This is a genomic window from Enterococcus saccharolyticus subsp. saccharolyticus (assembly GCF_029023825.1).
GTDB classification, from domain to species: Bacteria; Bacillota; Bacilli; order Lactobacillales; family Enterococcaceae; genus Enterococcus_F; species Enterococcus_F saccharolyticus.
The window spans coordinates 2,081,434-2,097,349 of record NZ_CP118957.1; the positions used below are offsets into that span (position 1 = coordinate 2,081,434).

Sequence of the window (15,916 nt, forward strand, 5' to 3'; positions counted from 1 at the left end):
ACTCCGTTTAAAATAAAAAGATTTCTTGAATTATTTTTATTGACTAAAGCAATCGATTGCGTTTATTATGGACGTATCAATATGAATTATCTAGGAGGCAAATCATGAAACAAATCAAACGTCTTTTTCAAATCGACCCATGGAAAATCAAAACGAATCAACTAAACAAAGATGAACTACGTCTACAAGAGTCCCTTACTAGTATCGGAAATGGTTACATGGGTATGCGTGGCAACTTTGAAGAAAGCTATTCTGGCGACCATCACCAAGGAACATATCTTGCAGGGGTTTGGTATCCGGACAAAACGCGAGTTGGTTGGTGGAAAAACGGCTACCCAGAATATTTCGGTAAAGTAATCAACGCCGTGAATTTTATCGCAATGGATCTACTGATTGATGACCAACCAATCGACTTAGCAACACACCAGCCAGAAGATTTTTATCTAGAATTAGATATGAAGAACGGGCTACTATCACGTCAATTTACGATCACTACTGACACAAATAAAGTACGCTTTTCTTTCGAACGTTTTCTAAGTATATCTAAAAAAGAAGCTGCGTTTATTCACTTGACTGTTGAAATGCTTGAAGGCACAGGTACAATCAAGCTTCGTTCAAAATTAGACGGAGATGTTCAAAATGAAGACAGTAATTATGAAGAACATTTTTGGTTGCCAATTGCAGTCGGTTCAAAAGAAACGATTGGCTATTTAACTACCGAAACAATCCCTAATAACTTTGGAATTGAAACTTTCACTGTAACTTCTGCCATGCGTCATTTAATTGATGGTGAGCTAGCTTTACCAACATATGAAGAAACTGAATTGACTTTATCAGCAACATTCACCAAAACATTACAGGCTGGCGAATCGTTCACTATTGATAAAGAAGTCATTGTTTTAACCAGTCGCGATGTCGAAAAAGAAAAACAAGTTCAACGAGCAATCGAGATGCTTACTCAGCTTGATCAAACCTATGCACAAGAAAAATCAGATCAAACAGCAGCATGGGCAAAACGTTGGGAACTGGCTGACGTTGTCATCAAAGGCGATGATGAAGCACAGCAAGGAATCCGTTTCAATCTTTTCCAACTATTTTCAACTTATTATGGAGAAGATCAACGATTGAACATTGGACCAAAAGGATTTACTGGTGAAAAATATGGTGGTGCAACTTATTGGGACACTGAAGCTTACGCTGTACCACTTTATTTAGCTTTAGCTAAACCAGAAGTAACAAAAAACCTTTTGAAATATCGTCACAACCAATTGCCACAAGCTATTCACAACGCGCAACAGCAAGGATTAAAAGGCGCACTTTATCCAATGGTTACCTTCACAGGTATCGAATGCCACAATGAGTGGGAAATCACTTTCGAAGAAATCCATCGAAATGGCGCGATTGCTTATGCTATTTATAACTATACAAATTATACTGGCGATCAAGAATACTTGAAAAAAGAGGGCTTAGAAGTCTTAGCTGAAATCGCACGTTTTTGGGCAGATCGCGTTCACTTCTCAAAACGACAAAATAAATACATGATTCATGGAGTTACTGGACCAAACGAATATGAAAACAATATCAATAACAACTGGTACACGAACACGATTGCTGCTTGGGTCTTACGTTACACAGCTGAAAAGTATTCTGAGTTCAAAAAAGAAGCGACTGCAACGATTTCTGACGAAGAGTTAGCGAAATGGACAGAAATTGCCACAAACATGTACTTCCCGACAGATCAAGAATTAGGAATTTTTGTACAACATGATACTTTCTTAGACAAGGATCTACAACCAGTAACAGCTCTTTCTCCAAATGACTTACCTTTGAATCAACATTGGTCTTGGGATAAAATTTTACGTTCTTGCTTCATCAAGCAAGCAGATGTTTTACAAGGAATCTATTTCTTCAATGATCAATTCACAACTGAAGAGAAACGTCGTAATTTTGATTTTTATGAGCCAATGACCGTTCATGAGTCATCTCTTTCTCCAAGCATCCATGCCATTTTGGCTGCAGAATTGGGGATGGAAGATAAAGCAGTTGAAATGTACCAACGTACTGCACGTTTAGATCTGGATAATTATAATAATGATACCGAAGACGGGCTTCACATTACTTCAATGACCGGCAGTTGGTTAGCGATCGTTCAAGGTTTTGCGCAAATGAAAACAGACCACGAAACATTAAGTTTTGCACCATTTTTGCCTAAAACTTGGGAAGCCTATTCTTTCCATATCAATTATCGGAATCGTTTGATCTCTGTTGTTGTTGATAACAATCAAGTCACTTTCACTTTACTAGAAGGTGAACCGTTAACTTTCGTTGTCTATAACAAAACCTATGAATTAGCAAATACACTATCTCTATCACTTAGAAAGGAAGATGAAAATGTTTAAGGGCGTTTTATTTGACCTAGACGGCGTTATTACTGATACAGCTGAGTATCACTATCAAGCTTGGAAAAAACTTGGTGAAGAAATCGGTATTTCAATTGATCGCTCATTCAACGAGCAGTTAAAGGGTGTTAGCCGTGAAGACTCTTTATCTTTAATGCTACGTTATGGAAATAAAGAGAACGATTTTACAGCTGAAGAATTGGCTGAGCTGGCTCAAAGAAAAAACGATTATTACTTGGAAATGATTCAAGCAATTACGCCCAAAGACGTTTATCCGGGAATTTTAGAACTACTAGCAGACTTGAAAACAGCGAAGATTAAAATCGCTCTTGCTTCAGCAAGTAAAAACGGGCCTTTCTTACTTCAAAAAATGAACTTAACTTCTTATTTCGACGCAATCGCAGATCCTGAGAAGATTGCTCATGGTAAGCCAGCACCAGATATTTTTTTGTTGGCTGCTAAAGAAGTAGGCTTAACAACAAAAGAATGTCTTGGTATTGAAGATGCGCGAGCTGGAATCCAAGCAATTGTGGCGAGTGGCGCTCAACCCGTGGGCGTTGGTCAAAAGAAAGACCTGGGTGAAAATATTCCAATCGTTTCTGACACAACCGAATTAACACTAGCTTACCTTAAAGAAGTGTGGCGAGAACATGAATAAACCGAACATCCGCGTTACACCAATTACTCACAATTTAAAAAAAATCACTTTAAAGAACGACTTTTTAACAGTCGTTCTTCTCAATTATGGTGCTCGTCTTCATCAAATATTTGCACCTGACAAAGAAGGAAACGTTGAAAACATCTTGTTAAGTTATGATAACTACGAAGATGTTTTAGCTGATAAAAGTTTTTTTGGTGCAACTGTCGGTCCTGTCGCGGGGAGAATCCGCGACGGCAAATGGAAAAATCACCAACTTGAAAAAAACAATGGCACACATCACATTCACGGCGGAACAAATGGCTGGTCTTTTCAATATTGGGACATCGAAATTTTTGAAGAACCTGATGCAATCGGCGTGGTCTTTTATTTAAAAGATACTTTTTCTGGTTACCCAGGCCCAATAAAAGCTACCGTAACGTATCGTTTACAGAATAATCAGCTTGAAATGACCACGAAAACAACCAGTAACGTGACCACCATTACTAATCCAACCAACCATGCTTATTTCAATCTTTCAGGTAATGGACAAAGAGATATTTTAACGCATTCTTTGACGCTAAACACCTTAGGAATGTTGGAGTTGGATTCTGACAAATTACCCACAGGAAATTTACTCGAAGAAAGCGACTTATGTATAAACTTCAAGAAAAAAAATTTGCTAAAACAAATTCTCGATGCTTACCCAGTTGGTTTGGATGATGTTTTTTTATTACGTTATCCTAAAGTAACTAAACCTTCACTTCTTCTAGAAGAAAAGCAATCAGGTAGACAGATGGCTGTAGCAACTTCTAACAAAAGTGTAGTATTATTTTCTACGACTGGTTTTCATGCTGATTTTAAATTGAATGGTCAGAAAATGCATTCAAACTACGGATTAGCTATTGAACCACAGGAAGTACCCGACATCGTTCACTTTCCAGAATGGGGATCTATTACACTACATCCTGGTCAAGAACGCGTTACCCAAACAATTTATCAATTTATGACTACCTCATAGTTACAAGAAAGGCGTGGCAAAATAATGGCTATCACTGTAAAAGATGTCGCAAAAAAAGCAGGCGTTGCTACTTCAACCGTTTCGCGTGTAATCAACGATCACCCAAGCATCTCGGACACAACCAAGAAAAAAGTCCGTAAAGTGATGGATGACCTTTTCTATGTTCCAAACATGACTGCCAGAAATCTCGGAAAGCGGATATCCAATGCCGTTGGTGTTATTTTGCCCCCACTGGATTCTAAAGAAAGACTTGGCAATCCGTTCTATCTTGAAATTATGGAAGCAATTAATGACGAAGCTAGGCTTTATGACATGACAACAGCGATTGCAGCAGCTAAAAGTTTTGAGCTTTTGCTCGAGAACGTCAAACGCATGCACCTCCAAAAGCAAGTTGATGGCTTCATTCTCGTTTATTCAGATAGCGCTGATCCAGTGATTGAGTATTTATACGAGAACCAGATTCCGTTTACCTTGATTGGACAACCTTATCAACATGAAAATAATATTGTTTATGTCGATAACGACAATCAACTACTTGGAAAACAAGCAACCGAATTTTTAATCCAAAATGGGCATAAAAATATCTTATTTGTCACAAATACTACGCATGAAAGTTTATACTTTGAGCGGTATTTTGGTTACCAAAAAGCGCTGACGCTTAATCAATTCCCCACTTTCCCTAGCGTCGTCTTGGAAAAGCCAGAAGACTATCTGACTTTTAACTAAATTAGGCATTCGGGGCTGTGACATAAGTCCCTAACAAAAAAGTGCATGAAATGACGAAAAACCGTTCATTTCACGCGCTTTTTTAGTTAAAATAAAAGAAGCACAGGATGGACCCTGTGCTTCAAACATTTAATCCTGAAAGGACTAAAAATATGCATACCTATTATAACATGGATCAACTCACTTTGGACTTATCAACTTCATTTTCTCCCAAAGAAAATCATGTCGCTGTTTTCATCAACGAATTAGTTGAATCTCTTCAAATCAATGAGCCGTATCTTTTTGGACGCCCCAGAGAATATGACCTAGGTGCGATGATGAAGCTGGTTCTGTTTGCCTATACGAGAGAAACCTTCACCAGTCGCAAGATTGAGCGCTTGGCTGAAGAAAATTTATATGCCCGTTGGTTGACCCAAGAACGTGTCCCTTCTTATCGAACGATTGCCCGTTTCTGCGTGTCCAATGATGTGCAGGAACTGACGAATAAAGGATTAACACATCTGACCGAGTATCTTCGCGCGCGCAATCTGATTGATGATGCGTTGTTTATCGATGGCACGAAAATTCTAGCCGATGCCAATAAATATAGCTTTGTCTGGAAGAAAAACACGATCCGTTTTGATCAGATGAATCGTGAAAAACTCCTTTTATTGATGACGGAATTAAAAGAAGCTTATGCAGTAAAAGAGATTCCCGAAGGGACTTCCCTTACACTAGACATGGTAGATGAGCTGTTGACACGAATGGAACTGAGATTGGAAGAAATTGAAAAAGAAGTCCAGTCAACGAAACGAATTTCACCTAATCCCGCAAAAAAACAGCGCAGAACGCTAAAAAGTCAAGTACGCAAATTAACTGAAAAACGAGAGAAGCTGATTGAACACCAAAATCAGTTTTCTATTTATGGTGCCAGAAATAGTTACTCAAAGACCGATCATGACGCTACTTTCATGCGCGTGAAAGAAGATCATATGATGAATGGTCAATTAAAGCCAGCCTACAATTTACAAATCGCTACTTGTAATCAATTTGTTTTAGGATATGATGTTTTTCAAAACCCAACTGACACTAGAACCTTACAACCATTACTTGAAAAAATGAATGTGACTAACCAATCACATCGATATATTGTCGCAGACGCAGGGTATGGCTCTGAAAGTAATTATCGATATCTAGAAGATGAACTCCCTCAACATACCGCGCTTATTCCCTACGGGACTTTTTTAAAAGAGAAAAGTAAAAAGTGGAAAACCGATGAGCAAAAAATAATGAACTGGACTTACAGTGAACAGGAAGATTACTATATCGATCCTAAAGGTGTGCGATTTAATTTTCATGTCTATCGCAAAAGAACCGATAAAGATGGATTTATTCGAGATTTTAAAGAATATCAAGCAGAAAAAATCGATTTAAATCAAGAAGTGATTCCCGCAGCTTTAACACCGAAGGGGTATATTAGAAAAATTACTGTAAACCCTGCTTGGGAATATCATAAAGCCAAACAAAATGAGCTTCTTTCTACCCCTGAAACCGGAAAGGTTTATAGTCGCAGGAAGATCGATGTAGAAACAGTCTTCGGATTTATGAAGGCTTGTTTAGGTTTCACTCGATTCACAGTGCGAGGGTTAGATAATGTAAGAAAGCAATCAGGGTTACTGATTACGGCAATCAATATGATGAAACTGGCAAAAATAAGTAATTAAACCAACCAATTATACTAAAAAAACAAAATGCACGCGAAAATATTTTTATTTTCGCGTGCATTTTGTTTTTATCGAGGACGTAACTAACTTATGTCACAGCCCCGAATGCCGTTCGGTATGAGGGTTGTCTTTGGCAACTCGAAAACCGACATATATGGCGGTTTGCCTTTTTATTTCGTCTCATGTTATAATCAGTCTATACAAGAAATGAGCTGATATAACAATGGAATTAGATACAAATAACCATTCAGTGTTTCTTCTTTATTACCACCTTGTTTTAGTTACGAAATATCGTAAACAAGTGATTGATGATGAAATATCTGATTATGCTAAAGGTACTTTTGAAAGAATTTCAAAATCGTATCATATTACTTTAGTTGAGTGGAATCATGATAAAGACCATATTCACATTATGTTCAAAGCGCAACCAAAAACGGAATTGACAAAATTCATTAACGCCTATAAAAGTGCCAGTTCACGTTTGATAAAACGAGACTTTCCAAGGGTCAAACAGTTTCTTTGGAAAGAAATGTTCTGGTCTAAAAGTTTTTGTCTTTTGACAACCAGCGGTGCACCCATCGACGTCATAAAGAAATATATTCAGAATCAAGGGAACAATCATAAATAGAAAGCAGGTGAGCCTTATGAAACGACTGAAAGCATACAAATTTAGATTATATCCAACAGAAGAACAAGAGATTTACTTTGCTAAGTCTTTCGGTTGCGTCCGCAAGGTGTACAACCTAATGCTTGACGATCGGATGAAAACTTATGAAGAGACTAAGAATGATCCCTCTAAAAAAATGAGTTTTCCAACACCTGCGAAATATAAAAAGGATTTTCCGTTTTTGAAAGAAGTGGATAGTCTTGCTCTAGCCAATGCTCAACTCAATTTAGATAAAGCCTACAAGAATTTCTTTCGTGATAAAACCGTTGGATTTCCTCAATTCAAAAGCAAGAAAAATCCTGTTCAAAGTTATACAACCAACAATCAAAACGGAACAATCGCTTTGATAGATAATAAATTGATCAAAATTCCTAAGTTGAAATCTTTAGTTCGAATCAAGCTACACCGTCAACCACAAGGCCTTATCAAATCTGCTACAATATCTCGTCATGCAAGCGGTAAATACTATGTTTCTATTCTTTGTGAAGAAGAAATTATAGAACATCCTAAAACCAATTCTGCGATTGGTATTGACTTGGGTATTACGGACTTTGCCATCCTTTCTGACGGTCAAAAAATTGATAATAATAAATTCACGTCTAAAATGGCAAAGAAGCTCAAACGTGAACAACGTAAGTTGTCAAGGCGCGCCTTGTTAGCTAAAAAGAAGGGAATCAATCTTTTTGAAGCGAAGAATTACCAAAAGCAAAAACGAAAAGTAGCACGTTTGCACGAGAAAGTAATGAATCAACGTACTGATTTTCTGAATAAGTTGAGTACAGAAATTATCAAAAATCACGATATTATCTGTATTGAAGACTTAAACATAAAAGGTATGTTGCGTAATCATAAATTAGCAAAAAGTATTTCTGATGTATCGTGGTCTAAATTTGTGACGAAACTACAATACAAAGCTGACTGGTATGGACGTGAAATTATCAAAATTGATAAATGGTTTCCGTCTAGTCAAATCTGTTCAGAATGCGGACATACAGACGGCAAGAAATCGCTCGACATTCGAGAATGGACTTGTCCTATTTGTCATACGCAACATGACCGAGACATCAACGCTAGTATCAATATTTTGACCGAAGGTCTACGAATACAAGCGTTGGCTTAGGAAGCCTCAAGAACCGTAGGGACTACGGGGATAGCTTGGTAAATAAGAGACACCGCTGTGAGCAAAGAAATACGCTTGCAAGTATGCTCTTTTCCCAAGAAGCTCCCACTTCAAGCGTTAAGAACCGGCAGGTTTAGATAAGTGGTGAGTAGTTCACTGATACGTTAGCGAAAACAAACGCGACTGCCTTGGTTGTCATTGATGATATTTTTGCACTGCGTACCATGCAGCTTGCAGAAATGTATGGCTACTCTATTCCTGATGATTTGTCAGTAGTGAGCTTTAATAATTCGATTTTTTCAACATTAATGCACCCTTACCTAACAAGTATTGATATCGATATTTCAGAATTAGGTAGAATGGCTATGCAGAAGCTAAGAGAGATCATCTATGATGAATTAAGCAGTGGCGTTCGCATGGTAATCCCTCATAAATTAATTAAAAGTATACAGGATTGGAGATATTCTTTGGCGAAAGTGTTCAATCTTATTCATCGAAAACTGTTCAATTTAGTTTAGCACTGACAACGTCCCTTTCTTTAATACGCTTACATTATAAACCAAAAGAAATTTTATTTCAAATTATTTTGTTTTTTTAAATATAAAAGAAATTTAATTTCAAAAAAACAGCATTAATGATAGAAATCAAAACCTCCAGTGTGAACTGGAGGTTTGTTCTTCGGCTGAAAGCCTCTTTTACCGGCCATAGCCTAAAAGGCTTCCTGAACGGTTTCCCACTTGCACCACTTTTACTCACTGATCCTTAAAGAATCTCTTTCACTTCTTCTTGTTTTTTTGTCCTGTAAACGGATCATACTCTTCAAACAATGTTAGCTGATCTGCTACATAATCTTCTTGTACTTGATTCCGAATGTATTCTTCGATCTGCTTCTTATTTCTTCCTACTGTATCCACGTAATACCCTCTACACCAAAATTTTCGGTTCCCATACCGATACTTCAAATTCGCATGTCTGTCAAAAATCATTAAGCTACTCTTGCCTTTTAAATAGCCTACAAAACCTGATACACTATATTTTGGTGGGATACTTACGAGTAAGTGGATATGATCTTTGCACGCATTTGCTTCGATGATCTCCACTCCTTTTCTTTCACATAATGTTCGGATGATCTCACCTATACTTTTCTTATACTTTCCATAAATCACTTGTCGTCTATATTTTGGTGCAAAAACAATGTGGTACTTACATTTCCATGTCGTGTGTGATAAACTTTCATTAGCCTTTTTCATAATAGGCACCTCCTAAATTGATGGATGTGGTGGTCGGGAAACCAATTTCATCTTATCATTTTTGGGAGGCTTTTTTAATACCTCGCTGGAAGCTCTTTGGAACCCCCGGCTTAGCCAGGGGTTTTCAATACACATAAAAAGCCATGCCCTACTATTACAAGTAGAACATGGTCTTCATTCTCTTATTGTCTTATATAAACTAAACATATACAATAATCGTATAGAAAACGAAAGCGAGGACAACAAATGTCTATTTTAGTATTAGGTGGAGCTGGTTATATCGGTTCACACGCTGTGAATCAATTAATTCAACGTGGTGAGGATGTTGTAGTGATTGACAATTTATTGACTGGGCACCGTGCTGCAGTACATCAAGATGCACGTTTTTATGAAGGGGATATTCGTGACAAAGCATTTGTAACCGAAGTATTTGAAAAAGAAACGATTGATGGTGTGATCCATTTTGCGGCGAGTTCGTTAGTTGGAGAATCGGTTGAGAAACCATTAAAATACTTCAATAATAATGTCTATGGCATGCAAATTTTGTTAGAAGTGATGCAAGAACACGAGGTGAAACACATTGTCTTTTCTTCAACAGCTGCTACGTATGGTGAGCCAGAAGTGTCCCCGATTTCAGAAACGACCCCAACGAATCCAAAAAACCCGTATGGTGAAAGTAAGTTGATGATGGAAAAAATGATGAAATGGTGTGACAACGCATATGGTATGAAGTTTGTAGCTTTACGTTATTTCAATGTTGCTGGGGCAAAAGCAGATGCTTCGATTGGCGAAGATCATACACCAGAAACACATTTAGTTCCAATTATTTTACAAGTGGCGTTAGGGCAACGCAACGCATTATCCATCTTTGGTGATGACTACAATACACCAGACGGCACATGTATTCGTGATTATGTCCACGTGGAAGATTTAATTGCAGCGCATTTATTAGCCTTAGATTATTTAAAAGCAGGGAATGAAAGCAATGTCTTTAATTTAGGTAGCAACAATGGCTACTCCGTGAAAGAAATGTTAGAAGCGGCTCGAGAAGTCACGCAAAAAGACATCCCAGCGGTCATCGCCCCACGTCGTGCAGGGGATCCAAGTACATTGGTTGCGTCTAGTGCCAAAGCAAAAGAAGTATTGGGTTGGGAACCACAGTATACAGATGTGAAAAAAATCATTGAAACTGCTTGGAATTGGCATGTGAGTCATCCAAATGGGTATGAAGAGTAAAATAATAAACCACTCGGATAATCATTAAGATTTATCCGAGTGGTTTATATTATAGTTTTGAAGCTAATTCCTTTAAATAAGCTTTTAACCCATCTTTGATTTCAGGATGTTTTAAACCATATTCAATATTTGCTTCTAGCATTCCTAATTTGTTACCAACATCATAACGTTTACCAGTAAATTCTCTAGCAAATACGCGCTGTGTTTTATTCAACGTATCAATCGCATCTGTTAATTGAATTTCTCCACCTAAACCAGGTTCTTGCGTTTCTAAAATATCAAAAATTTCTGGTTTTAATAGATAGCGTCCAATAATAGCCAAATCACTAGGCGCATCTTCAGGTTTTGGTTTTTCAACAAATGCTTTTACATCATACAATCCTTTAGAAACTTCAGAAGTTGGATCAATAACTCCATATTTTGAAGTATCTTCATGAGGAATAGGCATTACAGCAAGTGTAGAGGCTTTAGTGTTATCATAATCATTCATCAATTGCTTTGTTAAAGGAACCTCATCAACCATAATATCGTCACCTAACATAACAACAAATGGTTCATTACCCACAAATGACTTTGCCTGTAATACCGCATGACCTAATCCTAATGGGCGTTTTTGACGAATAAAATGTAGACGAATCCCTGTTGTCTCTTCTACTAATGCAAGTAATTCTTTTTTACCTGATTTTTCTAAATTATGTTCCAATTCAAAATTTGAATCAAAGTGATCTTCAATTGGGCGTTTTGCTTTACCAGTTACAACTAAAATATCTTCAATTCCAGAAGCAATTGCTTCTTCTACGATAAATTGAATTGTTGGTTTGTCAATAATAGGTAACATTTCTTTTGCGATAGCTTTTGTTGCTGGTAAAAATCTTGTTCCTAATCCTGCTGCTGGGATTATTGCTTTACGTACTTGTGTCATTATATTAACTCCTTAAAATATTAGTCTGTACCAAAAATATCTCTAGTGTATACTTTATCTTCTACATCTTTAAGAACTGATTCAAGTCGATTAGACACGATAACATCAGATATTTGTTTAAAGTTATCAAAGTCTTTGATAACTTTAGAATTATAAAAAGTATCTTCATCTAAAGTAGGTTCATAAACAACTACTTCAATTCCTTTAGCTTTAATTCTCTTCATAACACCTTGTATAGAAGAATATCTAAAATTATCTGAATTAGCTTTCATTGTTAGTCGGTAAATACCTACTATTTTAGGGTTTTTAGAAATAATTTGCTCTGCAATAAAATCTTTTCTCGTTGTATTTGCATCAACAATCGCACCTATAATATTACTTGGCACCTCTTCATAATTAGCACGCAATTGTTTAGTATCTTTAGGTAAACAATACCCACCATAACCAAAGGAAGGGTTATTATAATGAGAACCAATACGAGGATCTAGTCCAACACCCTCAATAATTTGTCTAGAATTAAGATTTCGCATTTCTGCATAAGTATCTAACTCATTAAAGTAGGCAACTCTCAATGCAAGATAAGTATTTGAAAATAATTTGATAGCTTCAGCTTCAGTTGGATTTGTTAATAATATTTTTATATCATTTGCTTTTGCATTTTCTTTAAACATATCGGCAATTTCTTGGCCACGAGTAGAATCTTCTCCCACTACAATTCGTGATGGATATAAATTATCATATAGCGCTTTGCCTTCTCTTAAGAATTCTGGTGAGAATATAATATTTTTAGTTCCAAATTTTTCTTGCATTTCTAGTGTAAATCCTACTGGAACAGTAGATTTAATAATGAACACTGTATCATTACGAATAACTAATGCTTGTTCTATTACAGATTCAACTGTAGATGTATTAAAATAATTTTTATTTTCATCATAATCAGTTGGAGTAGCAATAATTAAATAATCTGCAAATTTTACAGCCTCTTCAAATTTATTCGTAAACTCAATATTTAAATCTTTTCGTTCCAAAAATTCATGAATTTCTTTATCCTCTAAAGGTGAAATTTTATTCTTTAACATATTAATTTTTTCTTCTACAATATCATAAGCCATTACTTGCTCATGTTGACTTAATAATAAAGCATTTGCTAAACCAACATATCCTAGTCCAATGACGCCTAACTTCATAAACTATCATTTCCTTTCATTTTTTCTTAAAATACCTACTGCTTGCAATACCATTTCTCTATTCAAAATAATTAATGTACATAATAATATTAAATTAATCACTGAGGCAACTAATGAATTAAAAGTAAAAATGACTATAGAAGCTACAACAAAAACTAGATTATTATAAATAAAATTTGTTTTAGAAATGATAATAAAATTCTCAGTTTTATTATAAGCTCTTAAATACCACATTACAAAAAAACCTAAGAATGTGCCTATTCCTGCTCCCATAATACCTATAGTTGGCAATAAGACCAAGTTAGCTATACCTGATATAATGCTCCCTATTACAGTAGAACTGAACATTTTTTTTGTATCCATAGCAGCTAGATTAGCAGTACCAAAAAAGCTAGAAAAACTTTGATATATAGCTCCCAGTAGTAAAGCTGGTATTAATATCCAACTTTGTTTAAAATCACTTTGAACGATTAGACCAATACCTTCTTTTACAATAACTAGAATTGCTACACTTATAATAAATAGAAATTGATAATATATTTTAAAAGTTTTGCTATAAAACTCTTGTCGACTATCAGAATCATACTCTTCAAATGCTGATAGTTGCCATGCTTGTTGAAATACCGACGTAAACAAAGATAAAATAGAAGGTAATTTAGATGCAACAGCAAATAGTCCATTACCACTAGCTCCAACAAATAATAAAATTAGAAATCTAGTTAGTCCATTAATTAACCACCACATTATGCCATTAGGAATCAAAGGTATAGAATATTTAAGCATACTAACAAGAAGTTTTATATCCAAATATTTAAAGTTGATGAGACTTATTATTTTTAAGACTATTGAAAAATATAGAATAGAAAATACATTTGCTAAAATAATTGAAAGTAAGTAACCTACAATACCCAAATTTAAGTAACCTAGTAGATAAATATTTAAGCTAGCAATGATAATGGTCATTATAATACCATTTAAAGCATATTCTTTTACTTTTCCGTACCCACGAGATATTTGACCCAATGAAACTTGAAATTGCTGGACAACGATTAGTAAGATAAAATAACCTAATAAATTAGAATTAATAATTGTCATAGTCAGTACCAAATAAATAATTAGCATTACTAAAGTGCTGAGAAAATTAATACATAACGTTACAGTAACAACTTGTTTTAATTCCAAATTTTCAATATTTTTCTTCATTATAAATCGTATTGTTGCTTCGCCAATCCCAAGAGAAACAACAACAAATAATAAATTTGCTGAAGTAGTTAACAAATCTACTAAACCATACTCTTCTGTAGTCAATGCAAATGTATATAGCGGAACCATAACCAAATTAATAATTTTACTACCAAAGTTACCTATAGCAAAAATCAAAGAATTATTTATTAGTTTTTTATATCTATTCATACTTTCACCGGATTATTTATATATCCTTCTGTAGCATTTTTTTTAGATTTAATAATCGCTGGATTCCCTAATACAATAGAATCACTAGGTACATCCTTTGTTACAAAGGAATTAGCAGCAATTAACACATTATCACCTATTGTTACATTACCAACTATGACAGCGTTTGATCCAATCCATACATTATTTCCGATTGTAGGATATTCAGAAAATCCAGTATATTTATTAACAGTCTTACCTATTGTTACTCCTGGAGAAAGTGTTATATTATTACCTAATACAGCATTTGGGTTTACTACTACTATTCCAGTATGAAACATATATATTCCTAAGCCTAATTTTGTTTGAGGTAGAATATCTACTAGGGATTCTTTTTTTAAATGTTTCATTTTAAAAGATAATAACTTTTTCTTTACTTTAGAATTAGTTGCTTGCCATTTTCTAATTAAAATAAAATGTCTCACCTGAGGAGCAATAGTGCATGGCAACATTTTATGCTTTAAACTCAACTTATCTATTCCATACATTCTATAATAGTCTGAATATATATTATTCATTCCATTAACTCCTTTCTTACTTAATAGCATTTTTTAATGGGGAAAACTCTGAAATTAAGCTATGTTCATTCGGTTTTAAACTAACCAATTTAGCTACTGTATGCAAAAGCTCATTTTCTGTAATCGTGGCAACAAAATGAATATAATTGCAATCCTTTAACCAAGAATTATAAGTATCTCTAACTTTATGATTGTTATTATCTATAGCTATACATGGTGTTTTTGTTAAATACGCAAATATCATCCCATGTAAACGATCAGTAATAACTATTTCATGTTGTGCAACTTCTTGTAATTTATCATATACAATTTCTTCTCTATCTTCTAGCTCAATATATGTGCCATAACCTAAATGAGTGTCACTTACATTAACTTTTTTAAAATTCTTTTTCAAACATTCTATTAAAATATTATTTTGTTCAAACATTGCAGACTCGAAATCATCTCGTAACAAAGTAATAATTCCATCCCTTTTAAAATTATATTCCAATTTATCCATAGAAAAAACAATATCTGGGACCAATATAGAATTATTTTCAGGAAAATAATTTTTAAATCTAGCATAGGATTCTGTTTCTCGAGCACAAAAAACTATCTTATGTTTTTGTTTTTCGTATACTAATTTACTATCTTCTATTTTATTTTTTCCTTGTTCATCATTAGAAAAATAAATAGTTTGTGGTAATTGTATAAATTTAGTATGCTTTAAATTATGAATCGCTTCTGCTCTTAATTGATCATGATTTTTATATAATGTTCCAAAATTACCTCCACCATGGAATAACAAAATATCTTGAGATGTTAAAAGATTTTGAATATACGAAATCATTCTATGCGAAACTCCTGCTGGTACTTCAATAAGATCATATTCTGAAAAAAACTTTTTAAAAAAATGATTTTGTGCAATTGCAATTGCATGGTCTCCAATGTTTCCATGTTCTGGAATATCAATAATAATTAGCTTCTTGTTTTTGGAATTTTCTATATTTTTTTTGATAATAGTTTCTTTTTTTCTATCTAATACAGAATTTCGATAAAAAAAATCTATTCTAGATTTTATTTTTTGTATCATTTCTAT

At 34.7% G+C, this 15,916-nt stretch carries 12 protein-coding genes and 3 pseudogenes; 9 read left to right on the top strand and 6 right to left on the bottom strand.

Going from position 1 to position 15,916, the window contains the following annotated elements; all coding sequences use genetic code 11:
* Positions 1 to 104: 104 nt before the first annotated feature.
* The 8 genes and pseudogenes from PYW32_RS10655 to PYW32_RS10690 all read left to right on the top strand — a co-directional run.
* Positions 105 to 2,399: a glycoside hydrolase family 65 protein gene (locus tag PYW32_RS10655; protein ID WP_016174306.1), complete on the top strand. Its 2,295-nt coding sequence runs from the start codon at positions 105 to 107 to the stop codon at positions 2,397 to 2,399.
* Positions 2,392 to 3,057, top strand: coding sequence for a beta-phosphoglucomutase (gene pgmB, locus PYW32_RS10660; protein ID WP_016174305.1), 666 nt, complete (start codon positions 2,392 to 2,394; stop codon positions 3,055 to 3,057). Before PYW32_RS10655 ends, pgmB begins: the two co-directional genes overlap by 8 nt.
* Complete coding sequence (locus PYW32_RS10665; protein WP_016174304.1) at positions 3,050 to 4,057, top strand: aldose epimerase family protein; 1,008 nt, start codon at positions 3,050 to 3,052, stop codon at positions 4,055 to 4,057. The genes pgmB and PYW32_RS10665 overlap by 8 nt, the downstream gene beginning before the upstream one ends.
* Before the next feature lie 24 nt (positions 4,058 to 4,081).
* Positions 4,082 to 4,780, top strand: a pseudogene (locus PYW32_RS10670) (LacI family DNA-binding transcriptional regulator); the annotation flags it as partial.
* Positions 4,781 to 4,935: 155 nt separating this feature from the next.
* Positions 4,936 to 6,477, top strand: a pseudogene (locus PYW32_RS10675) (IS1182 family transposase); the annotation flags it as partial.
* 232 nt (positions 6,478 to 6,709) lie between these two features.
* Positions 6,710 to 7,114 carry an IS200/IS605 family transposase gene (gene tnpA / locus PYW32_RS10680; protein WP_016252691.1) on the top strand — a complete coding sequence of 135 codons (405 nt, stop codon included), beginning with the start codon at positions 6,710 to 6,712 and terminating at the stop codon, positions 7,112 to 7,114.
* Positions 7,115 to 7,130: 16 nt separating this feature from the next.
* Positions 7,131 to 8,273, top strand: a complete 1,143-nt coding sequence (gene tnpB, locus PYW32_RS10685) for an IS200/IS605 family element RNA-guided endonuclease TnpB (RefSeq protein ID WP_016174271.1) — start codon at positions 7,131 to 7,133, stop codon at positions 8,271 to 8,273.
* A 170-nt stretch (positions 8,274 to 8,443) separates the two neighbouring features.
* Positions 8,444 to 8,791, top strand: a pseudogene (locus PYW32_RS10690) (substrate-binding domain-containing protein); the annotation flags it as partial.
* A gap of 258 nt (positions 8,792 to 9,049) precedes the next feature.
* Here the strand turns inward: PYW32_RS10690 and tnpA (PYW32_RS10695) are convergent.
* The gene (tnpA, locus tag PYW32_RS10695) at positions 9,050 to 9,523 is read right to left on the bottom strand and encodes an IS200/IS605 family transposase (protein WP_016174131.1); all 474 of its coding nucleotides are present in this window, start codon (positions 9,521 to 9,523) and stop codon (positions 9,050 to 9,052) included.
* Positions 9,524 to 9,769: 246 nt separating this feature from the next.
* Between tnpA (PYW32_RS10695) and galE the strand changes: the two genes are divergently transcribed.
* A complete protein-coding gene (gene galE, locus PYW32_RS10700; protein WP_016174301.1) occupies positions 9,770 to 10,759 on the top strand; it encodes a UDP-glucose 4-epimerase GalE in 990 nt (329 codons plus the stop codon).
* 49 nt (positions 10,760 to 10,808) lie between these two features.
* On the opposite strand, the gene galU is transcribed toward galE, so the two are convergent.
* The 5 genes from galU to PYW32_RS10725 are packed head-to-tail and all read right to left on the bottom strand — an operon-like array spanning position 10,809 to position 15,910.
* On the bottom strand, positions 10,809 to 11,681 hold the full coding sequence (galU, locus tag PYW32_RS10705) for a UTP--glucose-1-phosphate uridylyltransferase GalU (RefSeq protein WP_016174300.1): 873 nt from the start codon (positions 11,679 to 11,681) through the stop codon (positions 10,809 to 10,811).
* Between the two features lie 20 nt (positions 11,682 to 11,701).
* A complete protein-coding gene (locus PYW32_RS10710; protein WP_016174299.1) occupies positions 11,702 to 12,868 on the bottom strand; it encodes a nucleotide sugar dehydrogenase in 1,167 nt (388 codons plus the stop codon).
* A gap of 6 nt (positions 12,869 to 12,874) precedes the next feature.
* Positions 12,875 to 14,281, bottom strand: a complete 1,407-nt coding sequence (locus tag PYW32_RS10715) for an oligosaccharide flippase family protein (RefSeq protein WP_016174298.1) — start codon at positions 14,279 to 14,281, stop codon at positions 12,875 to 12,877.
* Positions 14,278 to 14,838, bottom strand: a complete 561-nt coding sequence (locus PYW32_RS10720; protein ID WP_016174297.1) for a serine acetyltransferase — start codon at positions 14,836 to 14,838, stop codon at positions 14,278 to 14,280. The genes PYW32_RS10715 and PYW32_RS10720 overlap by 4 nt, the downstream gene beginning before the upstream one ends.
* 16 nt (positions 14,839 to 14,854) lie before the next feature.
* Complete coding sequence (locus PYW32_RS10725; protein WP_016174296.1) at positions 14,855 to 15,910, bottom strand: polysaccharide pyruvyl transferase family protein; 1,056 nt, start codon at positions 15,908 to 15,910, stop codon at positions 14,855 to 14,857.
* Positions 15,911 to 15,916 lie beyond the last annotated feature (6 nt).